Consider the following 24155-nt stretch of genomic DNA (forward strand, 5'->3'; position numbering starts at 1 on the left):
AAGCCGCTCCCACAGGGTACGCGGATCGCTTGCTTCTGAATCTATGAAAGCGGCCTGGCCTCGCCAATCAGGATGTCTTCGAAAAACGCCCCGACCGGCTCGCTAGGGTGGCACAACTGGATCTCCAGCACCCACACCACTTCGCTCGGGACGATTTCCACCTCGGCCAGTTTGTCCTGCCCATACAGCACATGCGGGAAGTCGGCGATGCGATGCCCGGCCAGGTTGCGCTCCAGCTGCCAGCCTTTTACCTGGGCACTGCGCTCGGCGAAGTCGTACAGTTCGCGCCCGGTCAGGCCACGGCCCCAGGCCTGGCGGGTTTCGTCGAACACTTCATGCAGTGCCTTGACGCAGGCGTGGTGCAGCTCGTGCTGGCCGAACACGAAGGTGTCGCCATAGTCGCCCTCATAGCCATCCCATACCGGGCCGACGTCGACCACGACGATATCCGTAGTACGTAATACACGTTGCAGATCAATGCCTTGGCGCGGCGTGCGCACGGTGTCGTCGCCAAAGCGGATGTAGGTCGGGTGCCAGGTGTGCGATGCACCCATCGCCTGCAAGGTTTGCGCGGCCATCTCCAGCGCCTGGGCAGTGGTCATGCCGACTTTCAGCTGGTTCGCTATCGCAGCAACGGCCCGCACCGACTGCTCGCGGGCAGCGAGCATGCCGTCCAGCGAGTAGCGTGGGCCGACTTTTTCCAGCTCCGGGTGCAACGGGCTGGCTGTTGAAGCCTCTGGCGCCAGTGTGCCGCTGGCAACGAAAGCCTCCGCGACAAAACGATGGGGCTGCAGGCCTGCTGCGAGGCACTGCTCGCGAACCTGGCTGATCATCGTGGCATTGCCGCAGGCATAGACCTGGGTGTCGGCCCAGCGATGGGCCTGGGCCAGCGCCACCTGCTGCACGCGCGCCTGGTCCGACAGCACCGGGTGCCAGCGAAAGTGAGCGTGTGCACGGCTGGCCTGGTCGAGAAACTCACGGTCATAGAAGTCGGCGTCCGATCTGCCGCCCCAGTACAACGTGACCTCGGCATCACCTGCCAGGGCGGTCAGCAGCAATGGCTTGATGCCGGCGTAACCTGTACCGGTGGCGAACAGTACCAGGGGGCGCTGGGCCTCGTGCTGCCAGGTGCAGGCACCCACCGGTCCTTCCAGTTTCAAGGTGTCACCTGCTTGCAGGGTTGGCAGCAGGAGTTCGGTAAACAGGCCGCCACTGACCTTGCGGATGTGAAACACCAGTTTCCCCTGGTCCCGGTCGGGCAGGTTGGCGATGGAAAAACAGCGGCTGTCGCCGTTGGCGAGCCGAAAGCGCACGTACTGGCCAGCCCGTACCGCCAACGGCTGCGCAGGCTGAAGCACCAGTTCGACGATATCGGCGCTCAGTTCGCGTTTGCCATGAACCTGCGCGTGGATTTCCAGCGCCTGGGTTTCCAGGGACCAGCCGGGGATTTCCAGGCGCATGTCGCTGCAGGCGTGGCTCTGGCACAGCAACATTTCGTCGGCGGCGAGGGGGTAGCAGGGCGCGGGCATGTCTGCCGTCCGCTGCTTGTCCCGATACTGCCCCGACACCACCTTGACCTTGCACGAGCCGCAGGCGCCGCGGCGGCATGAGAAGGGCACCGGCAGACCGCTGGCGAGCATGGCATCGAGCAGCAGCTCCTGGCTGGCGTCGAAGGTTTTGCCCGAGGGCGACAATTCAATCACGTGGCGGTTCTGCATAGGCACCTCGGGGCAAGTGGAGGTTCGATTGTTGCTATAGTCCAGGACCAGTAGAACCTCCAGTTTCGGTTAATTCACATGGTCCAGCTTCGCAAATGGCAGCCGCTGCTCAAGCTCGACGGGGCGCAGCCGCAGGCTTCGTACAGGCAGATCGTCGAGGGCCTGGTAGCCGCTATCACCGAGGGCCGCCTGCGCCCCGGCACGCCGTTGCCTGGCACGCGGGAAATGGCGCAACTGCTGAACGTCAATCGCAAGACGGTGATCCTCGCCTACGAGGAAGCCGAGACCAAGGGCTGGCTGGAAAGCGTGCAGCGCCGTGGCACCTTCGTCAGTCGGCAGCTGGCGGCTGGCACCCTGACCGAGCCCGACGCAGCGCAGCCCTTTGCCCTGGTGCTCCAGGAGGAGCCTGCCGTTGCCTACTTCGCGGCCAACGAACAGGCTGCCGCGCAGCAGGATCGGCCGGGTGCGCTGTTCTTCGACAACGGTGCCTGTGACCACCGCCTGCTGCCGCAGACCGTTCTGCACCGCTATTACCGTAATGCCTTGCGCAACAGCTTTGCCGCCAACACCGTGCGCCATGGCAGCGCGTGCAGCAGCCACTCCCTGCGCAGCGCCCCACCGGCGGAGGTGGCCGCGGCGCTCGAACGCAGGGCGACGCTGCCCCTGGGGCAGGGTGATGCGGTGATGCGGTGATGCAGCAGATGCTGGCGGACTTCATCAATGATGGCGAGCTGAAGAAGCATTTGCGTAGGGTTGCCCGGGAGTATCGCCGGCGTCGAGAGACCCTGTTGGCTTGCTTGCGCGATGCCTTTGGCGAGCAGGTAACCGTGCGCGAGCCGGAAGGTGGGCTGGCGCTGTGGGTGAGGTTTGCTGACGGGGTCGATGTGGATCAGTTGGTTGGCAAGGCGTTGGAGTTGGACCTGGTGGTACGCAGTGGCCGGCAGTTTTCGCCGTTTGGTCATGCGGAAAATGCCTTGCGTCTCGGTTTCGCCTCGCTGGACATGGATGAAATCCGGCTGGCTACACAACGTTTGGCGCAAGCGGCGAAGGCGATTGCAACAGCGGTCCAGCGCAATCCCTGTGGGCGATCACCCAGCCCTTTGGGCTGCGCTGTCGAGTAGAGAACTGAATTCGCAAGCGGTCCGCGTACCCTGTGGGAGCGGCTTTAGCCGCGAAGAATCCAACGCGGTGCATGGCACCGGCTGCGCCGGTGTTCGCGGCTAAAGCCGCTCCCACAGGGTCCCTGCTGATGCAATGAGTTATGGGTAGTTCCATGAGAGCTGACTTGCGGGTGATCACCGGCGCAGCCGGTGGCAAAGCAGGTCGATGGTGGCCTGATGCGCAGCGTCTTATCGCCGTCAGTGCGCAGCCGTCGGCAGCATGCCCGGGCCCTGGGCCTTGTGCGCGGCTTCTATCAGCTGCAGGTTGCGGCTGCGCAGGGCGTGATTGTTGCCAACACGCAGGTTGGAGCGAAGCGCCAGGGTTTCGGCCTGTTCATACTGCCCTTGCTGAAGGCGCAAAACACCAAGGTAGTGCAATGTTGCCGGGTTGTTCGGCTGAATGTGCAGCGCACGCTCCAGGGTGGCCGCCGCCTGGTCCAGCTGGCCGTCGGCATACTGTTGCGAGGCGGTTTCGATCAGCACCGTCGAAGCATTGTTGCTGCGTGTGGGCGCGTAGCGTTCGCCGGCCAGTGCGCCCTGTGCCGTGATTGCGCTGAACAACAGGAGCAGGGCTGACAGAACAGGTGTGCTGGGCATCGGCGGAAGACTCGGCAGGGCTTGGGCGGGCCAGGTTGGAGGGCGAGGGGATGCTATCGACCGAATTGGAGCGTTGAAGTTCCCGCCTGGTCGGCTTGTTGCCCGTTGCCGGTATGTGCCTCGACAACATCTGTTCGGTTACCGCCCATAACCGCACTCCGGCGCCTCAAGCCTGGGGTAGTACCTCCGATAGCAGCACACCCACCGTCGAATCATCGACCAGAAGTGGTGCCAACAAGGAGTACTGCCCCCATGCTTGCCAACCTGAAGATCCGCACCGGAATGTTCTGGGTGCTGTCGCTGTTCAGCGTGACCCTGCTGTTTTCCACCGTCAGTGCCTGGCGGGCGGCGGTGGGCAGCGACCAGCAGATCACCGAACTGGACCAGACCGCGCACCAGTCGGACCGGTTGAACAATGCGTTGCTGATGGCGATTCGCGCCAGTGCCAATGTGTCCTCGGGCTTCATCGAGCAGCTGGGTGGTCATGAGGAAAGCGCCAACAAGCGCATGGCGCTGTCGGTCGAGCTGAACGACAAGAGCCAGAAGCTGGTGGACGAGTTTGTCGAAAACGCCCGCGAGCCTGCGCTGCACGCACTGGCAACGGCACTGCAGGCCACCTACGGCGAGTATGCCAAGGCGGTCGCCGGGCAGCGTGAGGCAACCCGTCAACGTTCACTCGAGCAGTATTTCAAGGTCAACACCGACGCCGGCAACGCCATGGGCCGGCTGCAGGCGCTGCGCCAGCAGCTGGTTGGCGCATTGAGTGAGCGCGGTCAGCAGATCATGCTGGGATCCGACCGGCGCCTGGCGCGCGCCCAACTGCTGAGTCTGGGGCTGCTGGGCGTGACGTTGGTGTTGGCGGTGCTGTGCTGGGCCTTTATTGCCCAGCGCGTGCTGCACCCGCTGCGCGAAGCTGGCCGGCACTTCCAGCGCATTGCCGGCGGCGACCTGAGCGTGCCGGTGCAGGGGCAGGGCAGTAACGAGATCGGCCAGCTGTTCCATGAACTTGAGCGCATGCAGCAGAGCCAGCGCGACACCCTGGGGCAGATCAGCAACTGTGCCAGGCAGCTGGACGCAGCCGCCACGGCGCTGAATATGGTCACCGAGGAAAGCGCCAACAACCTGCGCCAGCAGGGCCAGGAGCTGGAGCAGGCCGCTACCGCCGTTACCGAAATGACCACGGCCGTTGAGGAGGTTGCGCGCAATGCCATCACCACCTCGCAGACCACCAGCGAATCCAACCAGCTGGCGGCGCAAAGCCGCCGGCAAGTCAACGACAACATCGACGGCACCGAGGCCATGACTCGGGAGATCCAGGCCAGCAGCGCGCATCTGGAGCAACTGGTCGGGCAGGTGCGGGACATCGGCAAGGTGCTGGAAGTGATTCGCTCTGTGTCCGAGCAAACCAACCTGCTGGCACTCAATGCCGCCATCGAGGCCGCCCGTGCGGGCGAGGCCGGGCGCGGCTTTGCGGTGGTGGCTGATGAAGTGCGTACACTGGCTTACCGCACGCAGCAGTCGACCCAGGAAATCGAGCAGATGATCGGGCGCGTGCAGGCGGGTACCGAAGCGGCCATGACCTCGATGCAGACCAGTACCAGCCGCGCCCAGTCGACGCTGGACGTGACCCTGGCCTCGGGGCAGGTGCTTGAGGGTATCTACAGTGCGATCGGCGAGATCAACGAGCGTAACCTGGTGATTGCCAGCGCAGCCGAAGAGCAGGCCCAGGTGGCGCGAGAGGTAGACCGCAACCTGCTGAACATTCGCGAGTTGTCGACATCCTCGGCTGCGGGGGCGCAGCAGACCAGTGAGGCGAGCAAGGCGTTGTCGGGGTTGGTGGGGGAGATGGCGGCGTTGGTGGCGCGGTTCAGGGTTTGAGGTCTGGCGGGCACCAGACTGTGGCAGTGGGCGCGCCCGCGAACACAGGCGCAGCCGGTGCCTTCCACCGCGTCGCCTGCTTCGCGGGTAAACCCGCTCCCACAGGGACCCCACCAGCTGAAGGAATGCGCCATACCTGTGGGAGCGGGCGCGCCCGCGAACACCGGCGCAGCCGGTGCCTTCCACCGCGTCGCCTGCTTCGCGGGCATGCCCGCTCCCAGAGGGGCCCCACCAGCTGAAGGAATGCGCCATACCTGTGGGAGCGGGTGCGCCCGCGAAAACCGGCGCAGCCGGTGCCATCCACGGCGTCGCCTGCTTCGCGGGTAAACCCGCTCCCACAGGGGCCCCACCAGCTGAAGGAATGCGCCATACCTGTGGGAGCGGGCGCGCCCGCGAACACCGGCGCAGCCGGTGCCATCCACGGCGTCGCCTGCTTCGCGGGCATGCCCGCTCCCACAGGGACCCCACCAGCTGAAGGAATGCGCCATACCTGTGGGAGCGGGTGCGCCCGCGAACACCGGCGCAGCCGGTGCCATCCACGGCGTCGCCTGCTTCGCGGGCATGCCCGCTCCCACAGGGAGCCCATCAGCTGAAGAAATGCGCCGTACCTGTGGGAGCGGGTTTACCCGCGAACACAGACGCAGCCGGTGCCATCAACCGCATCGCCCGGTTCGAGGGCACGCCATCTGCGCTTTCAGTTATCGATCGTGCTTCGAAGAGGAGCGCCCGGCCTTGTTGTGTTCCTTGGAATGGGCAATGCCGGACCGGGTAGTGCCACGGCCGTTGTCATCATTGCGCAGGCTTCCATAGTGATTGCCGCTCTCGCCATGGTTGCGGGTGGCCTTGCCTGCATGATCACTCTCGTAGCCGGCGCCATTACCGTTGAACCCACCTTTGCCACCGCCATTGCCATTACCTTTGGCATATGCGGAACCAATCGGCGAGACATCGGCAGGCAACAATGCAGTTGCGCCGAGCGCCAGGGCACAGGTAAAGACGGCTACCAGGGTTTTTTCATGTTTGTTCGCTTCCAAAAGGCGCAGGGGGGAAATTTGAGTGCGGATACGACATAAGGTTGCCTTTTAAGTTCCGCAGTGCGCAGCCTTTCGACGAAGCGGCTGCCAGGCCCTTTCAGTACCTGGCAGCCTTAAGCTCATCGATCATTCTTGGAGGAGTTTTGTACCGCGCCGCTCAGCCCCTTGGCATTGTGATCACCGGGCGTAGTCCCCGAGATAGCGGTAGATTTCGTCAAGCCGCGAGTATCCTTGGACTGGGCAATGCCTGAGGTGGTGGTCCCATGGCCGTTGTCCTGGTTACGTGAGCTTCCATAATGATTGCCGCTCACACCATGATCGCGCGTAGCCTTGCCGGCATGATCACCCGCGAGACCCGCACCATTGCCAGTACCATTGTGCCCACCCATGCCGGCGCCACGTCCACCGCCATTGCCGCCGCCGTGGCCACCACCACCACCGTGGCCGCCACCGCCACCGCCTTTGGCATACGCGGAACCCATCGGCGAGATATCGGCAGGTAACATTGCCGTTGCGCCGAATGCCAGAGCACACGCAAAGACGGCCACCAGGGTTTTTCTCATGTTGTTTCGCCTCCAACGGCGCAGGTAGAGCTCAGGTGCTGGTAAGACATGCAGCGGCTTTGCAAGTTCTGTCGTCCTGACAAAAGGATCGTGGTCCATGACTGCTCAGATCTCGACCTGGGTGCCAAGCTCGATCACCCGGTTCAGCGGCAGCTTGAAGTACTTCAGGTTGCTGTTGGCATTCTTCAGCAGGAAGACAAACAGGTGCTCACGCCAGCGGGCCATGCCCATTTGCCTGCCTGCAATGACCGTCTCCCGGCTGAGGAAATAAGTGGTGCGCATGGGGCCGAACTCAAGGTCCGCACGCTGACAGCGGCTTAACGCCAACGGCACGTCGGGCTCCTCCATGAAGCCGAAATGCAGGCTCATGCGGAAGAAACCATCACCAAATTCCTCGACCTCAAAGCGCTTGCCAGCGTTGACCCGTGGCTCGTCCTCGAACACGACGGTCAACAGCACCACCTGTTCATGCAGTACCTGGTTATGCAGCAGGTTGTGCAGCAAGGCGTGAGGCACCGCCTCGGGCCTGGCGGACAGGAATACGGCAGTACCGCCCACGCGGTGAGGCGGCTGGGCCTTGAGGCTGGTAATGAACAGGTCCAGCGGCAGCGAACTTTCGTCCAGCCGCTCGACGATCATCCGTCGCCCGAGCTTCCAGGTAGTCATCAGGGTGAACAGTGCAAGGCCGGCAATCACCGGAAATGCACCGCCCTGGAGGATCTTCGGCGCATTGGCGGCGAAATACAGGCTGTCGACCAGCAGGAATGCCAGCAGCATCGGCACCGCCAGCCAGCGTGGTGCCTTCCACAGCAACAGCACCACTGCCGAAGCCAGCAGTGTGGTGATCAGCATGGTCCCGGTCACGGCTACGCCATAGGCGGCCGCAAGTGCCCCGGACGACTCGAAGCCGACCACCAGCAGCACCACGCCAACCATCAGTGCCCAGTTCACCATGCCGATGTAGATCTGCCCCTGTTCCTCGCTGGAGGTGTGCTGGATGAACATGCGCGGTACGTAGCCCAACTGGATGGCCTGGCGCGTCAGCGAGAACGCACCGGAAATCACGGCCTGGGACGCGATGATGGTGGCCAGCGTGGCCAGCCCGACCATGGGCAGCAGGGCCCATTCGGGCGCCAGCAGGTAAAACGGGTTGCGCACTGCCTGCGGGTCGCCGAGGATCAGCGCGCCCTGGCCGAAGTAGTTCAGTACCAGGCCGGGCAGCACCAGCAGGAACCAGGCCCGGGCGATGGGTTTGCGGCCGAAGTGCCCCATATCGGCGTAGAGCGCTTCGGCGCCGGTCAGCGCCAGCACCACCGCGCCCAGAATCGCCACGCCCATGCCCGGGTGCAGCACGAAGAACTTCACCGCCCAGAGCGGGTTGAGTGCCTGCAGCACCTCCGGGCGCTGGACGATGCCGTGCAGGCCCAGTGCACCCAGCACGACGAACCACAGCACCATGATCGGCCCGAAGAGGATGCCGATGCGCGCGGTGCCATGCTTCTGGATCAGGAACAGGGCCACCAGCACCACCACCGACAGTGGCACGACCCAATGCTCGATACCGTCGAAGGCCAGTTGCAGGCCCTCGACGGCCGATAGCACGGAAATCGCCGGCGTGATCATGCTGTCGCCGTAGAACAGCGCGGCGCCGAACAAGCCGAGCAGCACCAGTATCCTGCCCAGGCGCTGGTAGGGCGCCGCCGCCCGATGCGCCAGGGCGGTCAGGGCCATGATGCCACCTTCGCCCTGGTTGTCGGCACGCAGGATGAACAGTACGTACTTTAGCGATACCACCCAGAGCAACGACCAGAACACCAGCGACAGCACTCCGAGTACGCCAGCGGTGTTGGCCTGTACGCCATAGTGCCCGGCGAACACCTCCTTGAGGGTGTACAGCGGGCTGGTGCCGATGTCGCCATACACCACGCCGACAGCGGCGACGAGCATGCCGACAGGGTTGGACTTGGCGGGAAGGGATTGATTTGCGATGACGGTGGGCTGGCTCACGAAAGGTTTCTCTGGACTGGCGGGTATAAATGCATGCCATCCCTGAGCATCGCGCGCCCAGTATTCCTTCTGTCTGCCGGCTCAGTCGTAAAAAGAGCGTAAAAAATCAGCCAGCGCCCCAATATTTTGTCAGTTAAGCAATTCGGGGCCGCTTTGCGGCCCGGCCAGCTCCCACAGGTACAGCGCAGACTTCAAGAGTTTACGTGGTCCCTGTGGGAGCTGGCCTGCCGGCGATGGTTTGGTCAGCCAGGTTGCGCCGCCAGGCTGTTGCTGACGTTACGCCCCAGCACCAGCACCGTAGCGAAACCGCAACCCACCAGGGCCGTGGCCAGGCTCAGCAACACCGAGCTGCCCAGCTGGTCGACGATCCGACCGCCGAAGAACGAGCCCAGTGCAATGATCACCTGAAACATGGCAACGAACAGCGGCATGCCACGTTCGACATCCTTGGGCGCGACGACGAACATCCAGATACTGGCGCAGGCCGGGAACGCGCCGAAGGCGAAGCCCCACAACCCGATCAGCATCGCGGCACCGGTCATGCCGGTGGCGAAGTGAGGGAACAGGGCAGTGCTGGTGCCGATCATCAGCGCTACCAGCAGCAGGGTGTGACGTACGCTGCGGTTGGCGGCGAAACCGGCGAAGATATTGCCGAGTACCCCGGCCACGCCATAAAGCAGCAGCAACGAGCCAATGGTAGGTCCATCGAAGCCGGAGCTTTGTTTGAAGAAGGGCGCGACATAGGTGTACGCGGCAAAGTGCGCCAGGCCGATCAGCAACACGGCAATCAGGCCAACCCGCGCCTGTGGGTTGATGAACAGGGCCGGCAGGTCGCTGATGCGAATGGCTTTGTCCGGGTTGAGCCGCGGGAGCAACAGGATCTGCGCCAGCAGCACCGGTATGCCCAGTAGCGCGGTTATCAGGAAGGTCATGCGCCAGCCCATCAGGCCACTCAACCAGGTGCCTACCGGCACGCCCAGCACGGTGGCAAGGGTTACGCCGACCATGATGATCGAGGTGGCCTGGGCTACGCCCACGCCCTTTGGCGCCAGGCGGCCGCTGAGGGCAATGGCCGTTGCCCAGAAGCCGCCGATACTCACGCCCAGCAGCACGCGGCCGAACAGCAGCAGGTTGAAGTCGCTGGCGTAGGCTACTACCGCGTTGGCGATGATCATGATCAGCGTCAGCCCGATCAGCAGGTAGCGACGGTCCAGAGCGCCAATGCCCACCGACAGTAGCGGGGCGGCGAGGGCGGCCATGATGCCGGGCAGGGTAACCATCAGGCCGGCGTGGCCTGCACTGATGCCAAGGTCGCTAGCGACATCGTTGAGTACGCCCACCGGCAGGAACTCGCTGGTCACCAGGGCGAAAGCGCCGACGGCGACCGAAAGGATTGCCAGCCACTGCTGGCTGACGCTTTGTTGATCATGTTCGGGGAGGCCACGAGGGGCCTGGCTGGCACTTGGCATGGTATTGGATTCCAAGAGAGGGATGTCGCCTGAAGCAGGCGCAAGGAGCGGGGGAAATTTGCCGGGGATTATAGGGGGCGGTTTCGCCTGGCCAACATGCGGGTCGCTCGATAGTAGTCATCAGCGCAATCGATGAAACGCCTTGCGCAGAGGGCCCGCTGTTGGAGGGGAGAAATGCTGTGGTGCCTGAAGCCAGAAAAAACTGAGGGCGCTACGGTCGTGCCCACAACCTGAAGGCCAGCGCGATCCATGTGGGAGCGGGTTTACCCGCGAAGCAGGCGCCGCGGTGGATGACGGGTGCTTCGGTGGAGGACACGCAAGCGTCCTCCACATCACTTGCATCCTATGGCGATACCAGCACATCGCACTGGGATTCGTTCAGCACATGCTTGGTGACGCTGCCTATCAGCAGCTCTTCAAGCGCGCTTTCCCCTTGCTTGCCAACCACGATCAGGTCGCATTCCAGTTCTTGTTCCTGCTCGGCAATCCGCCAGGCAGGGTCGCCATGCACCACGATTTGCCGAGCATCTGCCACTCCGGCGGTTTCGCTCAAGGCCGCGAGCTGCTGGACCGCATCCTTGCGGATGACATTGCGGTAGTGTGCAAGGGTCTCATGGTCGATGTGGGCGAAACGCATGCTGCCTTCGAACGGCGCTTCGTAAACATGCAACAGAATGATCTCGGCCTGTGGGGCAATGGCTTTTGCCAGTTCGATGGAGCGCAGTGACGAAGGCGAAAAATCAACTGCAACCAGCAAGGTCCGGTAGGCATCGCGTGGCGCCTGCTTGACCACCAGCAAAGGGCAGGGCATGCGGTTCAGCATCTTCTGCACCGTGGAGCCCAGCAGCAGGCGCCGCGCGACGCTCTGGCCCTTCGCCCCGCATACCAGCAGGTCGCTGCGTTTATCCTGCACCACACGGGTGATCTCCGTGGTCACCGAGCCATGCGCTACCTGCACGCCAGCGGCGATGTCATGGCGCTGGAACAGCATTGCAGCCAGTGCGCGGATTTTTTCGCCAGCGGTATCCAGCACGCGCTTCAGCAGATCATCACCAGGTGCGACCAGCTGCTTCAAGCGCTCGAAGGGGGCCGGGTTGGCAACGTACAGCAGGTCCAGCGATGCCTGCTGCGCCTTGCTCAGGTGCGCAGCGCGCTCTGCCGCGTTGCGGGCGGAGGTGGACAGGTCGGTTGCTACCAGTACGTGGTTCAGGTGGCTCATGTGGGACTCCTTATCCAAGGCCGCGCACAGTGATCGATGGCGATGGCCTTGAGCACAATGCGCATGGCGGTTTTCGATTCGTTCCTTGCTGACAGCCATCGTCGCGCGAACCCGGCCCAGCGGCTTGACGTGCGTCAAGGGAGCACTTCGGCTGATAGGCTCGCAGGGCTATTGCGATTGTTTGCATGAGTCAACTTGATGCTTTCCCGTAGCAGTACTAATACTAAGAGACTGCCGGGAGGGGGATGATCATGCAGATGCGCTTTGTTGTGGTTCCCGCTGTGCCGCTCAAGAAAGAGATTTACCCGCGTAGTATTGGCTTTCCCGCAACGTTAGGGGAGGGCTATGACCTTTATGACACACAGGAAAAGCTGCGCCTGACCCTCAACTACCCCACACGTGCCGAGGCGGAATTCGTATGCGCATCCCGCAACAGTTGCCGGGATGCCGACACGGCGGATATCGCCGGGAATGGTTGATGCTGTGGCGGACACCGGCGTAGCCGGTGCCATGCATCACATTGCGTTCTTCGCGGGCACGCCCGCTCCCACAGGGATTGCGCCCGGTTCAGGGCTTGCGGTCATGCGTGCTTGAGCGCTTCCACCAACTGTGCCTTGGTCATGGTGGAGCGCCCTTTGATGTTTTTGCTGCGCGCTTCCTTCATCAGGCTTTGCTTGCTCTGGGTTTCCAGGGAGCTGCCCGATGTGCGGGAATGACCTTGGCGCGACTTCGCCGCCCGTTTGGCCGAGTCCGACCGGGCAGTTTTCTTCTCGCTGGAGGATGTAGCCTTACCCGAGCCACCTTTCTTCTCGCCTCCACCGGACTGTTTGTTCACGGTGGCCCAGGCACGCGCTTCGGCCTGGTCTTTCGGCACGCCTTTGTGCTCGTAGCTTTCCTCGATATGTTCGGCCTTGCGCTTCTGCTTGTCGGTGTATTTGTCCTTGTCGCCGCGTGGCATGGCATTCACTCCCGTCTGGTTTACATGAGCGGTTGAATGCCGCGGCAACGCCAGAGTGCCCGGTAATCGACCAGCGGTGCCAGCAAACCGGTTGCCCACTCTAAACAGTCATTCAACCGACACATCGAAGCCGTAGGGTTCAGACAGGAACCGCTCCAGGGCTCTGGCCCCTGATGTTGCCGTGATGGCGCCGCCAGACGGCTCTACCGTGCGGCCTGCCATTCATCGGTCACAAAGCTGTAACATTGCTGCTGCAAAGTGTGCCGGCCATCACACGGAGCGCTTTTCGATGATACGCCTGATGAAATCTGCTGCACTCGCCGTTGCCGTTTCTCTTTGCGCCACTTCGGCATCCTTTGCCGCAGAGAACATCCGCCTGACCGGTTCCGGCGCAAGTTTCCCGGCACCGATCTACCTGACCTGGTTCAAGGCCTTCAGCAAGGAAACCGACGGTGTCACCGTTGACTACCAGTCCAAGGGGAGCGGGGCGGGTGTTCAGGACTTTCTGAACAAGACCGTCGACTTCGCCGCCAGCGACTCGGCAATGAAAGCCGAAGAAATCGCCAAGGTCGGCGAGGGCGTGCAGTTGCTGCCAATGACCGCCGGTGAAATCGTCCTGGCTTACAACCTGCCAGGCAACCCCAAAGGGCTGAAGCTGCCACGCGATGTGTACTCCAACATCTTCCTCGGCAAGATCACCCAGTGGAACGACCCGCAGATCGTCGCGGCCAACCCTGAGCTGAAACTGCCAGCTACCCCGATCACCGTGGTCGTGCGTGCCGACTCCAGCGGCACCACTGCGGTATTCACCAAGCACCTGTCGGCCATCAACGCTGACTTCAAGCAAGCGCTGGGTGAAGGCAACACCGTCAACTGGCCGGCAAGCGACAAGTTCATCAAGTCGCCGAAGAACGATGGCGTAACCGCCACCGTCCGCCAGACCCCAGGTGCCATCGGCTACATCGAATACGGCTTCGCCAAGCTGGCCAAGGTCGACTTCGCCCAGCTGCAGAACAAGGCCGGCCAATACGTAGTGCCGAACGCCGAGAGCGGTGCCGAGGCGCTGGCTGCGGTGAAGATGCCGGAGAACCTGGTGGCCTGGCTGCCTGACCCGGACGGTGCCAAGTCCTACCCGATCACCTCCTACACCTGGATGATCTTCCGCAAGGACAACGGTAACCCGGCCAAGGCCAAGGCCATGCGCGAAATGGTCGAATACAGCCTGACCGAAGGCCAGAAGATCGCCGACTCGATGGGCTACATCCCGCTGCCAGCGTCGGTTGTCGACCAGGTACGCAAAGCGTCCGCCAACATCCAGTAACACGTCCAGGCGCTCCCGGTGTGGTCTGGTGGCCATGCCGGGTGTGTTTGCCCTCTGTCCCGGAACTTGCCCATGAACACTCCTTTTGCCATCCCGGCTAACCCCGACTCCGCGTGCCAGCCACCGTCTGCGAAAGACTTCCTGGTTGATCGCACCTTCCGTGCGCTTGCACGCATCGGTGTGGTGCTGGTGCTGGCGCTGGTCTTCGCGCTGGTCTACGAAGTGGGCCGCAAGGCACTGCCAGGCATCGAGAAGCACGGTTTTGACGTGCTGTTCGGCAGTGTCTGGGACGTCAACCAAGGCAAGTACGGTATTCTGCCAGCGATCTGGGGCACGCTCTACAGCGCCCTGATCGCCCTGTTGATCGCCGGTTTCTTCGGCGTCAGCATGGCCATTTTCCTGACCCAGGACTTCCTCCCGGCCCGGCTGGCGGCGGTGTTTCGCACCATCGTCGAGCTGCTTGCTGCCATCCCCAGCGTCGTCTACGGCCTGTGGGGGATCTATGTGGTCATCCCGGCCATTCGCCCGCTGACCACCTGGCTGAACAGCGAGCTGGGCTGGATTCCCTTTTTCGGTACTTCCCTGAGCGGCCCAGGGCTGCTGCCTGCCGCGCTGGTGCTGGCGATCATGATTCTGCCGACCATCGCCGCCGTTTCGCAGGACGCCCTGACCAGCGTGCCGATGAAGACCAAGCAGGCCGCCTACGGCCTGGGCGCCACCCACTGGGAGGCCATTCTCAAGGTAATGGTGCCATCGGCAGCCACCGGTATCTTTGGTTCGCTGGTGCTCGGCCTGGGCCGTGCGCTGGGTGAAACCATGGCGCTGGCCATGCTGGTGGGCAATGCCAACAACATTTCCCTGTCCTTGTTCGCCCCGGCCAACACGCTGGCGGCCTTGCTGGCCCTGAACTTCCCGGAGGCCGGCCCGAACGAGATCGAGGTGCTGATGTACGCCGCACTGGTACTGATGTTCATCACCCTGGCGGTGAACGTACTCGGCTCGATGATCATGCTCTACGCCCAGCGGGGTAACAAATGATGACCAACCTCACCACCCCTGCAAACGCGTTGCCCAGCCTGCAGCGCAAGCTGGAAGGCCGTTCCCTGCGCAGCCTGTTGTTGACCACGCTGGCATGGTTCGCGGCACTGGTGGCCAGCGTGCCGCTGATTTCCGTGCTGTACATGCTGATCACTCGCGGTGGCGCACGCCTCAACCTGGAGGTGTTCACCGAGCTGCCACCCACCGGCTTCGAGATGGGCGGGGGCTTTGGCAACGCCATGGCCGGTACTTTCGTCATGGTCGGCATTGCTGCTGCCATCGCCGTCCCGGTCGGTATCCTGGCCGCGGTGTTCCTGGCCGAACTCGGCCCGGACAGCAAGCTGGCCAACGCCGCGCGCTTTGCCGCCAAGATGCTCACCGGCCTGCCGTCGATCCTGGCTGGCGTATTCGCCTATGCCCTGGTGGTGATGACCACCGGCACCTACTCCGCGCCGGCAGGTGGTGTGGCCCTGGCGGTACTGATGCTGCCCATCGTCGTGCTGACCGCTGAAGAGTCGATGAAGATGGTGCCCAAGATCATGAAGGATGCTGCCTACGGCATGGGCTGCACCCGTGCCCAGGTGATCTGGAAAATCGTCCTGCCCACCGGCCTGCCGGCCATCCTGACCGGCGTCATGCTGGCCGTGGCCCGTGCCGCCGGCGAGACCGCGCCGCTGCTGTTCACCGCGCTGTTCAGCAACTACTGGATCCTGCATGACGGCGACCTGGCGGTCATGAACCCGACGGCCTCGCTGGCTGTACTGATCTACAACTTCTCCGGCATGCCATTCGACAACCAGCTCGAGCTCGCCTGGGCGGCCTCGCTGGTACTGGTGATGATCGTGCTGGTAATCAACATTCTGAGCCGAGTATTCGGCAAGCCCAAGTATTGAGAAAGGGAGCATCCGACCTTGAACGTATCCACTGCGCCAAAAGCCGCTCCCGTGGTCAGCGAAGCCCCCATCGTCATGGACTGCAAGCTGGACAAGATCTTCTACGGCAATTTCATGGCCGTTCGCGACAGCCATGTGCCGATCCGCAAGAACGAGATCACCGGTTTCATCGGGCCGTCTGGCTGCGGCAAGAGTACCGTCCTGCGTAGCCTCAACCGCATGAACGACCTGGTGAAGGGCTTCCGTTTCGAAGGCCATGTGCACTTCCTGGGCCAGGACGTCTACGGCAAGGGCGTCGACCCTGTGGTGGTGCGCCGCTACATCGGCATGGTGTTCCAGCAGCCCAACCCGTTCTCCATGAGCATCTTCGACAACGTCGCCTTCGGCCTGCGCCTGAACCGCTACAAGGGCGACATCGGTGACCGCGTCAAGCACGCGCTGCAGGGCGCCGCGCTGTGGGACGAGGTGAAGGACAAGCTCAAGGTCAGCGGCCTGGCACTGTCCGGTGGCCAGCAACAGCGTCTGTGCATCGCCCGCGCCATCGCCACCGAGCCGGAAGTGCTGCTGCTGGACGAACCCTGCTCGGCACTCGACCCGATTGCCACCCGCCGGGTGGAGGAGCTGATGGTCGAGTTGAAGAAGGACTACACCATCGCCCTGGTGACCCACAACATGCAGCAGGCAATTCGTGTGGCCGACACCACCGCGTTCTTCTCGGTCGATATCTCCAAGGGCACCCGTACCGGTTACCTGGTCGAGATGGGCCCGACCACGCAGATTTTCCAGAACCCGCGTGAGCAGCTGACCGCCGACTACATCAGCGGCAAGTTCAGCTGAGGCCGCACGTGCCAAGGTGGCCGGGTGTTGCAGTCAGGAAGGCTGCAACACCCGGCCGCATTACCTTCCGTCAAGTGTTACCAGGGATTTCCAATGCCAGCGACGCGTCGTATTGATCTGCCAGCGGTAGAGCGCGCACTGCGTGAGGTGCAGGCCCGCTTTGCCGAACTCAGCCAGCATTTCACCGAACCGCGCGATCCGTTTACCGACGAGGTGCTGCTGAATGTGGTTGAAGGCTATGCCCTGATTGACGACTATGTCGCCCGGGGTGTCGACCTTTTCGACCTTCAGCAACTGAACCTGATGCTGGAGATCAACGCCACCGTGCTGTGCGGCAGCGACCCGGCACGCAGGCTGGAGTTTGCCCCGCACCTGGCGGCGACCGAGGCGCACTTTTTCAACAACGTGGAGGGCGGCATCAAGGACCTCTACAACTGGTATTGCTCGTACGGCAGCGATTCGATCTGGAAGCGCGCGGCGGGTGTCTACGTTCGAATTCTGAGCAAGCCGCAGCTGTTCATCGAAGGCAACAACCGCACAGGGTCGCTCATTGTCAGCTACCTGCTGATGCGCGCGGGGTTACCGCCATTCGTGTTGTCGCTGGACAATGCCGAGGGTTACTTCAACCCATCCTCGGTCATACGCAACTCTGCCAAGCATGGTGTCAAGGCTTTGTACGAACTACCCAAGATCAAGAAAAAGTATGCAGCTTTCCTTGAAGCGCACGCGCCTGAGCCCGGCAAGTTCTTCCTGGACGTCACATCCATGCCTGCGCGCGAGAGGTGCCGCTGATGCAAAGCTCTTCTCTGTTCCAACGCGGGCGGCAAGCCATCGAGCGCACGTTCAACCGCCCGCAGATACGCATTTCGTTCGATATCGACGACACGCTCGCCTGCCAGGCCGACCATGCCGCCGCCGAGGACAGCAAGCTGCCGGCGTTCCTCCACCGCTGGTTGGGTGAACCCCTGCGCAGTGGCACGCGCTCGCTGATCCGCGACTTGCGCCGCCAGGGCTGCAGCATCTGGATCTACACCTCGTCGGGGCGCACGCCGTCCTACATACGCCGTTGGCTGATGCTCTACGGTATCCGCGTCGATGGCGTGGTCAACAGTGACCGGCACCAGCATATCCTGGCCGTGAACGGGCTTGAGAATGCGCCTTCCAAGTTGCCGTCGGCCTTCGATATCGACCTGCATGTCGATGATTCCGAGGGCGTGCGGCTGGAAGGCGTGGACCACGGTTTTCGCGTGGTGGTGGTGTGCCCCAAGGATGAGAACTGGGCGCAGAAAGTGATGGATGCGGCGGTCGATGTCCAGGCACAGCTGGCCTGGCAGCAACCGCACCGCTATGAAATGCCGGTACAGCAGCGTTCGCAGGCCCTCGCTTCCTGAGGGCCTCAAGGTACTTTTCTCGTTACGCCTCTTCGCTACTTGTTGCCCCCCAACACCTCCATTCGCGGCTTCCCATTTTCAGCTTCGGCTTGACTCGTGAAATTTTTCATGTAATTTTTCATGAAAAATAACTCTAAAAATTTCACGGCAGTCTCAAACGATGAAGATGCACGAAGAGGTTGAAGCCCTCGCGATCCTTATTCACGACCTGCGCAAATTCAAGAACCTGACCCTGGGCGAACTGGCCGAGCGCATCAACCGCTCGGTCGGCTTTCTGTCCCAGGTCGAGCGCGGTGTTTCGCGCCCTACCGTGGCCGATCTCACCGCCATCAGTGAAGCGCTCGGCGTATCCACCGCGTACTTCTACAACCTGAGCAAGCCCCGCAGCGTCAGCTGGGTCACGCGCCCCCACGAGCGGCGCACGCTGTACCTCGAGTCGGGCATCACCGATGTGCTGGCTTCGCCCACCATCGGCGGCGCGTTCTCCATGCTCGACAGCCATCTCGAGCCAGGCGCCAGCAGTGGCGAGCTGTACCTGACCGACCGATCCGAGCAGGGCTGTTTCGTGCTCGAAGGCGAACTCACGGTCTGGCTGGACCACGGCGACGCCGTGACCCTGCAGGCCAACGACTGCTTCCAGCTGCACCCCCACGCGCAGTTCCGTTACGCCAACCTGACGGAAAAAACCACCCGCGTGCTCTGGGTCTTCAACTGAATTCGTTCACCTCACAAGGACAAGAAGATGAGTGTCGTCTTTCCGGATCTGCTGACTGAAGTGCGCTCGTTCCGAGCGAAACACCCAGAAATACGTTATGTCGACCTGATTGCGCTGGATATCCCCGGGCACTTCTACGGCAAGCGCTACCCCATGGACATGCTGGAAAAAGTCGCAGCCGGCACGCCGCTGAAGTTGCCGCAGAACTGCGTGTTGCTGGGCACCCAGGGGGGGCTCTACCCGATCGGTGACTACTGCTTCGCCGACGGCGACCCGGATGCCGCCCGCCGCCTGGTGCCGGGTACCCTCAGGCCGGTGCGCTGGGAAAAGGAACCGATCGCGCAGATGCTCATCACCTCCGACGGCACCGCCAAGCCCATCGAGTTCGAGCCCCGTGAAGTGCTGGCCCGGGTGATCCAGCGCCTGGCCAGGCGCGGCATTCGCCCGGTGGTGGCCTTCGAGCTGGAGTTCTACCTGTTCGACCGCAAGCTCGATAACGGCCTGCCACAGTACCCACGCGACAAGGCGACCGACGACCACGACGACCAGCCGAACATGCACATCGAGCGGCTGTCGCGCTTTGCACCGGTGCTGCACGAGATGGTCGATGGCGCCAACGAGCAGGGCGTGCCGGCGAACGTGATCACCGCGGAGCTGGGCCCCGGCCAGTTCGAGATCAACTTCTCGCACAGCGACGATGCCATGAGCGCGGCGGACTGGTCGGCGCTGTTCTGCCGCAGTACCCGCGGTATCGCGATGAAGCACGGCTACCGAGCCAGCTTCATGAGCAAGCCGTACCTCGATGCGCCGGGCAGCGGCATGCATGTGCACGTCAGCCTGTACGACAACGCCGGCAACAACATCCTCGCCGGCGATGACCAGCGCAAGCTGCGCCATGCGGTGGCAGGGTGCCTGGAGTTGCTGCCCCACTGCATGCCGATCTTCGCCCCGAACCACAATGCCTACCGCCGTTACGGCGCCATGGTAAACGCGGCGAGCAAGGCCAGCTGGGGTTTCGAAGATCGCGATGCGTGTATTCGCATCCCCGAGTCCGACCCCCGCAACCTGCGCATCGAACACCGCCTCGCCGGTGCCGATGCCAACCCGTACCTGGTGCTGGCGGCCATCCTGACCGGGATGGAGCATGGCCTGGAGCGTGGCGTCGAGCCCATTGCCCCGCTGAACGACAACCGCCAGAGCGGCATCGAGTTCCCCAAGGATGCCTTCAGTGCCCTGGCGGCCATGCGTCACCACCCGGAGGTGAACGAGGGCCTGGGCAGTGAATTCGTGATGGTCTACTGCGAAAACAAATACCAGGAGCAACTGGACTTCATGCGCCACATCGATGCCCGCGAATACCGCTGGTTCCTGTAGGTGCCGGGGGCAGCGCCGCTGCACCCTGCCTTTCTACCGTTTCAATACAACGCGCAATATGGATTTGCCGGAGGAAGATATGCCACGTGTGCCCGTTATCGGCATTACCGCATGCACCAGCATGATCGAGCTGCATGCAACCCAGACCATCAGCGAGAAGTACGCGCGCGCGGCGGCCAAGGCAGCGTGTGGGCTGCCCATCGTGATACCCAGCCTCGCAGACCTGATGGACAGCGCCGATGTTCTCGACGTGGTGGATGGGCTGATCTTCACCGGTTCGCCGTCCAACATCGAACCGTTCCACTACAACGGACCGGCCAGTGCAGCGGGCACCCATCACGATCCGCTGCGTGATGCCACCACACTGCCACTGATGCGTGCGGCCATCGCCGCCGGAGTGCCGGTGCTGGGCATCTGCCGTGGTTTCCAGGAAATGAACGTGGCGCTGGGTGGCACCTTGCACCAGAAAGTGCATGAGACCGGCATGTTCATGGACCACCGCGAAAGCAAGGGTGAGCCCATCGAAAAGCAATACGGCCCGCGTCACGCCCTGCATATAGAGCCCGGCGGCATGCTCGACCGCATGGGTTTGCCAGCGGTCATCGATGTCAATTCCATCCACGGCCAGGGCATCGATGTACTGGCCCCCGGGCTGAGGGTGGAGGCGCTGGCACCCGATGGCCTGGTGGAAGCTGTTTCGGTCGAGAACAGCAAAGGCTTTGCCCTGGCCGTGCAATGGCACCCCGAGTACCAGGTCATGGACAACCCGCATTACCTGACCATCTTCCAGTCCTTTGGCAAGGCCTGCCGGCATCGCTCGGTACTGCGCCAGATGCTGTTGAAGACCGCCTGACAGCGATCTTTCCCAATTACAAAAAAAGTACCTGCGCAGCACGGCTGCGCAACTTGATGGAGTGAAGTCAATGAGTGAGCAGAATTCGCAGACCCTTGCCTGGCAAGCCATGAGCCGCGACCACCACCTGGCCCCGTTCAGCGATGTTCGGCAGCTGGCCGAGAAAGGCCCGCGCATCATCACCTCGGCCAAAGGTGTGTACCTCTGGGACAGCGAGGGCCACAAGATTCTCGATGGCATGGCGGGCCTGTGGTGTGTGGCGGTGGGCTATGGGCGCGATGAGCTGGCCGACGTCGCCAGCCAGCAGATGAAGCAGCTGCCGTACTACAACCTGTTCTTCCAGACCGCGCACCCGCCCGCGCTGGAACTGGCCAAGGCGATCGCCGATGTGGCCCCGCAAGGCATGACTCACGTGTTCTTCACCGGCTCTGGCTCCGAAGGCAACGACACCGTGCTGCGAATGGTCCGCCATTACTGGGCGCTCAAGGGCCAGAAGAACAAGAAGGTCATCATCGGCCGAATCAACGGTTACCACGGCTCCACCGTGGCCGGCGCGGGCCTGGGCGGCATGAGCGGCATGCACCAGCAGGGCGGGCTGATCCCGGATATCGTGCATATCCCGCAGCCATACTGGTATGGCGAAGGCGGCGACATGACCGAGGCCGACTTCGGCGTGTGGGCGGCCGAACAGCTGGAGAAAAAGATCCTCGAAGTTGGCGTGGACAACGTTGCCGCCTTCATCGCCGAACCGATCCAGGGCGCTGGCGGGGTGATCATTCCACCGCAGACCTACTGGCCGAAGGTGAAGGAGATCCTGGCCAGGTACGACATCCTCTTCGTCGCTGACGAAGTGATCTGCGGCTTCGGCCGTACAGGCGAGTGGTTCGGTAGCGACTACTACGACCTCAAGCCCGACCTGATGACCATCGCCAAGGGCCTTACCTCCGGCTATATCCCCATGGGCGGCGTGATCGTGCGAGATGAAGTGGCCAAAGTCATCAGCGAAGGCGGCGACTTCAACCACGGCTTCACCTATTCCGGCCACCCGGTGGCGGCTGCGGTCGGCCTTGAGAACCTGCGGATCCTGCGTGACGAAAAGATCATCGAGCAGGTGCACGACAAGACCGCGCCTTACCTGCAACGACGCCTGCGCGAGCTGGCGGACCACCCGCTGGTAGGCGAGGTACGCGGCCTGGGCATGCTCGGTGCGATCGAGCTGGTGAAGGACAAGGCCACCCGCGCGCGCTATGAAGGCAAAGGTGTCGGCATGATCTGTCGCCAGCACTGCTTCGACAACGGCCTGATCATGCGTGCCGTGGGCGACACCATGATCATCGCGCCGCCGCTGGTTATCAGCATCGAGGAGATCGACGAACTGGTGGAAAAAGCCCGCAAGTGTCTGGACCTGACGTACGAGGCTGTTCGCTGAGCGTCTGGGTCTGATACCTGTAGGAGCGGGTTTACCCGCGAAGCAGGCGCCGCGGTGGATGGCACGGACTTCGTCCGTGTTCGCGGGTAAACCCGCTCCCACAGGGATCGCACAAACTTCTGGAGTCTGGGCTAGACAGTCGCAGGCATATCGTCGCCGGCATCTTGCAATGCCGCGAAGCATCTTGCTTTGTGAAATGAATCATGTACTTTTCAGGGCATCAATTTTCCCATCCGTAGTCGCGATTCAACCATGAAAGTGCACGAAGAGATCGAAGGCCTGGCCGTACTGATTCGCGACCTGCGCAAGTTCAAGGGCCTGACACTGGGCGAACTGGCGCAGCGCATCGGCCGTTCGGTGGGCTTTCTGTCCCAGGTCGAACGGGGCGTATCCCGCCCAACCGTGGCCGACCTCACGGCTATCAGCGAAGAGCTCGGCGTCTCCACGGCCTATTTCTACAAGCTGGACCAGCCCCGCGAGCTCGACTGGGTCACCCGCCCTCACGAGCGTCGTACCCTTCACCTGGCCGGTGGCATCACCGATGTGCTGGCATCCCCCACGATAACGGGCGCGTTCTCCATGCTCGACAGCCACCTGGAGCCGGGGGCCAGCAGTGGCGAGGAGTACCTGGATGACAGCTCGGAGCAGGGCTGCTTCGTGCTCGAAGGCGAACTGACCGTCTGGCTGGATGGCGGCGAGCCGGTAACGCTGCGCGCCAATGACAGTTTTCAGCTGCAACCCCACGCGAGCTTTCGTTACGCCAACCTGACAGACAAGCTCACCCGCGTGCTCTGGGTATTCAGCTGAGAGGGGAATCCAGGCTGGCTCTGGAGTCACCAGGCAATCGGTGTCCCGTCCCACGCCCAGAATGTACCGCTCTGTTCCGGGCCGTGTCGGCTCACCAGCGCTAGGATGCATGTCGCTGCAAACGCCGGCGAGAACAGTTTTCCTGGCGCCACATTGCCCTGAAAGGGTTGGGAAAGGCGGGTGTCGGTGGTCCCGGGATGCAGCAACAGTACCGTGGAAGCAGGGTTCAGTCGCTTGAGCTCGATGCTCGCGGTACGCATAAGCTGGTTGAGCGCGGCCTTGCTGGCGCGATAGCTGTACCACCCGCCAAGATGATTGTCGCTGATCGACCCGACCCGCGCCGACAGCGCCACATAGGTCATCGGTTGCTGTCGCAACAAGGGCAGCAAGTGCCTGAGCAGCAGGACAGGGGCGAAACAGTTGGTCGTGAAGCTGGCCAGCAGCCCCGCCATATCTACCTGTGTCAGCGCTTTTTCGGCCCGCGCGGGCGGCGCTTGCAGCACCCCAAGCGTGCAAAATACAAGGTTCAAGTGGTTGCAGCAGGCTCCCACCCGCGCCGCCAGTGTTTGCAGTGCCACTTCGGAACACGCGTCGCAGTCGATGCGAACCAACTGTCGTGGGTGCTCGGCGAACAAAGCATCCAGCGCAGGGCTGCTGGTGGCATGTCGCGAGACGGCAAACACCCGTCCGATGTCGTCGCGCGCCAGCAGCTGGGTGCACAGTGCAAGGCCGATCCCCTGGCTGGCTCCGCAGACCAGCACGTTGGCGGGGGTATGAAGGTTATTGATAAGGCTCACTGAACTGCCTCCTTTGCCGGCGCCGACGCTGGTATGCCACTGTCACTGGCTCTGCCGAAACAAGGCCCTGAGACCCGCAAGTAAAAGTTGTACAACC

Annotated in this window: 22 protein-coding genes and 1 pseudogene; 14 read left to right on the top strand and 9 right to left on the bottom strand. The window is 62.7% G+C overall.

Translation table 11 applies throughout. The features are described from left to right. Positions 1 to 41 precede the first annotated feature (41 nt). Positions 42 to 1718 (bottom strand): NAD(P)H dependent flavin oxidoreductase family protein, encoded by a 1677-nt coding sequence (locus QN085_RS10675; protein WP_023661538.1) that lies wholly within the window; start codon positions 1716 to 1718, stop codon positions 42 to 44. 78 nt (positions 1719 to 1796) lie between these two features. Between QN085_RS10675 and QN085_RS10680 the strand changes: the two are divergent. Beyond that, positions 1797 to 2839: pseudogene (locus QN085_RS10680) on the top strand (aminotransferase class I/II-fold pyridoxal phosphate-dependent enzyme). 237 nt (positions 2840 to 3076) lie between these two features. Here the strand turns inward: QN085_RS10680 and QN085_RS10685 are convergent. Further along, positions 3077 to 3475: a tetratricopeptide repeat protein gene (locus QN085_RS10685; RefSeq protein ID WP_023661141.1), complete on the bottom strand. Its 399-nt coding sequence runs from the start codon at positions 3473 to 3475 to the stop codon at positions 3077 to 3079. A gap of 252 nt (positions 3476 to 3727) precedes the next feature. Between QN085_RS10685 and QN085_RS10690 the strand changes: the two genes are divergently transcribed. Then, positions 3728 to 5353, top strand: a complete 1626-nt coding sequence (locus QN085_RS10690) for a methyl-accepting chemotaxis protein (RefSeq protein WP_023661142.1) — start codon at positions 3728 to 3730, stop codon at positions 5351 to 5353. A 698-nt stretch (positions 5354 to 6051) separates the two neighbouring features. Here QN085_RS10690 and QN085_RS10695 read toward each other — a convergent pair. The 5 genes from QN085_RS10695 to QN085_RS10715 all read right to left on the bottom strand — a co-directional run bounded on the left by QN085_RS10695 (position 6052) and on the right by QN085_RS10715 (position 11645). After that, a complete protein-coding gene (locus QN085_RS10695) occupies positions 6052 to 6387 on the bottom strand; it encodes a hypothetical protein (RefSeq protein ID WP_023661143.1) in 336 nt (111 codons plus the stop codon). Between the two features lie 119 nt (positions 6388 to 6506). Further along, positions 6507 to 6950 carry a hypothetical protein gene (locus QN085_RS10700; RefSeq protein WP_023661144.1) on the bottom strand — a complete coding sequence of 148 codons (444 nt, stop codon included), beginning with the start codon at positions 6948 to 6950 and terminating at the stop codon, positions 6507 to 6509. 105 nt (positions 6951 to 7055) lie between these two features. Continuing rightward, the gene (locus QN085_RS10705; protein ID WP_031324476.1) at positions 7056 to 8897 is read right to left on the bottom strand and encodes a potassium transporter Kup; all 1842 of its coding nucleotides are present in this window, start codon (positions 8895 to 8897) and stop codon (positions 7056 to 7058) included. 302 nt (positions 8898 to 9199) lie between these two features. Then, entirely contained in the window at positions 9200 to 10426 is a 1227-nt protein-coding gene (locus tag QN085_RS10710; protein ID WP_023661146.1) for an MFS transporter, read from the bottom strand. A 343-nt stretch (positions 10427 to 10769) separates the two neighbouring features. Further along, a complete protein-coding gene (locus QN085_RS10715) occupies positions 10770 to 11645 on the bottom strand; it encodes a universal stress protein (RefSeq protein ID WP_015270020.1) in 876 nt (291 codons plus the stop codon). A 245-nt stretch (positions 11646 to 11890) separates the two neighbouring features. Here QN085_RS10715 and QN085_RS10720 point away from each other — a divergent pair, with 245 nt between their 5' ends. Next, complete coding sequence (locus tag QN085_RS10720; RefSeq protein ID WP_013972143.1) at positions 11891 to 12124, top strand: hypothetical protein; 234 nt, start codon at positions 11891 to 11893, stop codon at positions 12122 to 12124. Positions 12125 to 12225: 101 nt separating this feature from the next. On the opposite strand, the gene QN085_RS10725 is transcribed toward QN085_RS10720, so the two are convergent. Next, positions 12226 to 12603 carry a hypothetical protein gene (locus QN085_RS10725; protein ID WP_024086821.1) on the bottom strand — a complete coding sequence of 126 codons (378 nt, stop codon included), beginning with the start codon at positions 12601 to 12603 and terminating at the stop codon, positions 12226 to 12228. A 289-nt stretch (positions 12604 to 12892) separates the two neighbouring features. Between QN085_RS10725 and pstS the strand changes: the two genes are divergently transcribed. The 11 genes from pstS (at position 12893) to QN085_RS10780 (ending at position 23261) form a co-directional block, all read left to right on the top strand. Then, positions 12893 to 13924: a phosphate ABC transporter substrate-binding protein PstS gene (gene pstS / locus QN085_RS10730; protein WP_003259756.1), complete on the top strand. Its 1032-nt coding sequence runs from the start codon at positions 12893 to 12895 to the stop codon at positions 13922 to 13924. Between the two features lie 72 nt (positions 13925 to 13996). Then, complete coding sequence (gene pstC, locus QN085_RS10735) at positions 13997 to 14962, top strand: phosphate ABC transporter permease subunit PstC (protein WP_023661148.1); 966 nt, start codon at positions 13997 to 13999, stop codon at positions 14960 to 14962. Continuing rightward, the gene (pstA, locus tag QN085_RS10740) at positions 14962 to 15855 is read left to right on the top strand and encodes a phosphate ABC transporter permease PstA (RefSeq protein WP_023661149.1); all 894 of its coding nucleotides are present in this window, start codon (positions 14962 to 14964) and stop codon (positions 15853 to 15855) included. The genes pstC and pstA overlap by 1 nt, the downstream gene beginning before the upstream one ends. A gap of 75 nt (positions 15856 to 15930) precedes the next feature. Next, positions 15931 to 16692 carry a phosphate ABC transporter ATP-binding protein PstB gene (gene pstB / locus QN085_RS10745; protein WP_031324478.1) on the top strand — a complete coding sequence of 254 codons (762 nt, stop codon included), beginning with the start codon at positions 15931 to 15933 and terminating at the stop codon, positions 16690 to 16692. Between the two features lie 93 nt (positions 16693 to 16785). Then, complete coding sequence (locus QN085_RS10750) at positions 16786 to 17484, top strand: hypothetical protein (RefSeq protein ID WP_041506078.1); 699 nt, start codon at positions 16786 to 16788, stop codon at positions 17482 to 17484. Beyond that, positions 17484 to 18083: a trehalose-phosphatase gene (locus tag QN085_RS10755; protein ID WP_024086825.1), complete on the top strand. Its 600-nt coding sequence runs from the start codon at positions 17484 to 17486 to the stop codon at positions 18081 to 18083. The genes QN085_RS10750 and QN085_RS10755 overlap by 1 nt, the downstream gene beginning before the upstream one ends. Positions 18084 to 18243: 160 nt before the next feature. Next, entirely contained in the window at positions 18244 to 18798 is a 555-nt protein-coding gene (locus QN085_RS10760) for a helix-turn-helix domain-containing protein (protein ID WP_013972148.1), read from the top strand. 27 nt (positions 18799 to 18825) lie between these two features. Then, positions 18826 to 20172, top strand: a complete 1347-nt coding sequence (locus tag QN085_RS10765) for a glutamine synthetase family protein (RefSeq protein ID WP_041506077.1) — start codon at positions 18826 to 18828, stop codon at positions 20170 to 20172. A gap of 79 nt (positions 20173 to 20251) precedes the next feature. Further along, entirely contained in the window at positions 20252 to 21025 is a 774-nt protein-coding gene (locus QN085_RS10770) for a gamma-glutamyl-gamma-aminobutyrate hydrolase family protein (protein ID WP_031324703.1), read from the top strand. A gap of 70 nt (positions 21026 to 21095) precedes the next feature. Continuing rightward, a complete protein-coding gene (locus QN085_RS10775; RefSeq protein WP_023661869.1) occupies positions 21096 to 22454 on the top strand; it encodes an aspartate aminotransferase family protein in 1359 nt (452 codons plus the stop codon). A gap of 252 nt (positions 22455 to 22706) precedes the next feature. Further along, positions 22707 to 23261, top strand: coding sequence for a helix-turn-helix domain-containing protein (locus tag QN085_RS10780; protein ID WP_013972152.1), 555 nt, complete (start codon positions 22707 to 22709; stop codon positions 23259 to 23261). A gap of 26 nt (positions 23262 to 23287) precedes the next feature. Here the strand turns inward: QN085_RS10780 and QN085_RS10785 are convergent, their stop codons facing one another. Next, positions 23288 to 24058: an SDR family NAD(P)-dependent oxidoreductase gene (locus tag QN085_RS10785; RefSeq protein ID WP_023661870.1), complete on the bottom strand. Its 771-nt coding sequence runs from the start codon at positions 24056 to 24058 to the stop codon at positions 23288 to 23290. Positions 24059 to 24155 lie beyond the last annotated feature (97 nt).

This window comes from Pseudomonas sp. M2(2023) (genome assembly GCF_030263955.1).
GTDB classification, from domain to species: domain Bacteria; phylum Pseudomonadota; class Gammaproteobacteria; order Pseudomonadales; family Pseudomonadaceae; genus Aquipseudomonas; species Aquipseudomonas asiatica.

Coding starts and splice junctions, on each gene's coding strand:
- pstB (WP_031324478.1), top strand. CDS start 15,931: ATGGACTGCAAGCTGGACAAGATCTTCTACGGCAATTTCATGGCCGTT.
- QN085_RS10685 (WP_023661141.1), bottom strand. CDS start 3,475: ATGCCCAGCACACCTGTTCTGTCAGCCCTGCTCCTGTTGTTCAGCGCA.
- QN085_RS10705 (WP_031324476.1), bottom strand. CDS start 8,897: ATGCTCGTCGCCGCTGTCGGCGTGGTGTATGGCGACATCGGCACCAGC.
- QN085_RS10725 (WP_024086821.1), bottom strand. CDS start 12,603: ATGCCACGCGGCGACAAGGACAAATACACCGACAAGCAGAAGCGCAAG.
- QN085_RS10690 (WP_023661142.1), top strand. CDS start 3,728: ATGCTTGCCAACCTGAAGATCCGCACCGGAATGTTCTGGGTGCTGTCG.
- QN085_RS10780 (WP_013972152.1), top strand. CDS start 22,707: ATGAAAGTGCACGAAGAGATCGAAGGCCTGGCCGTACTGATTCGCGAC.
- QN085_RS10750 (WP_041506078.1), top strand. CDS start 16,786: ATGCCAGCGACGCGTCGTATTGATCTGCCAGCGGTAGAGCGCGCACTG.
- QN085_RS10760 (WP_013972148.1), top strand. CDS start 18,244: ATGAAGATGCACGAAGAGGTTGAAGCCCTCGCGATCCTTATTCACGAC.
- QN085_RS10765 (WP_041506077.1), top strand. CDS start 18,826: ATGAGTGTCGTCTTTCCGGATCTGCTGACTGAAGTGCGCTCGTTCCGA.
- pstS (WP_003259756.1), top strand. CDS start 12,893: ATGATACGCCTGATGAAATCTGCTGCACTCGCCGTTGCCGTTTCTCTT.
- QN085_RS10675 (WP_023661538.1), bottom strand. CDS start 1,718: ATGCAGAACCGCCACGTGATTGAATTGTCGCCCTCGGGCAAAACCTTC.
- pstC (WP_023661148.1), top strand. CDS start 13,997: ATGAACACTCCTTTTGCCATCCCGGCTAACCCCGACTCCGCGTGCCAG.
- QN085_RS10775 (WP_023661869.1), top strand. CDS start 21,096: ATGAGTGAGCAGAATTCGCAGACCCTTGCCTGGCAAGCCATGAGCCGC.
- QN085_RS10720 (WP_013972143.1), top strand. CDS start 11,891: ATGATCATGCAGATGCGCTTTGTTGTGGTTCCCGCTGTGCCGCTCAAG.
- QN085_RS10715 (WP_015270020.1), bottom strand. CDS start 11,645: ATGAGCCACCTGAACCACGTACTGGTAGCAACCGACCTGTCCACCTCC.
- pstA (WP_023661149.1), top strand. CDS start 14,962: ATGACCAACCTCACCACCCCTGCAAACGCGTTGCCCAGCCTGCAGCGC.
- QN085_RS10700 (WP_023661144.1), bottom strand. CDS start 6,950: ATGAGAAAAACCCTGGTGGCCGTCTTTGCGTGTGCTCTGGCATTCGGC.
- QN085_RS10755 (WP_024086825.1), top strand. CDS start 17,484: ATGCAAAGCTCTTCTCTGTTCCAACGCGGGCGGCAAGCCATCGAGCGC.
- QN085_RS10770 (WP_031324703.1), top strand. CDS start 20,252: ATGCCACGTGTGCCCGTTATCGGCATTACCGCATGCACCAGCATGATC.
- QN085_RS10710 (WP_023661146.1), bottom strand. CDS start 10,426: ATGCCAAGTGCCAGCCAGGCCCCTCGTGGCCTCCCCGAACATGATCAA.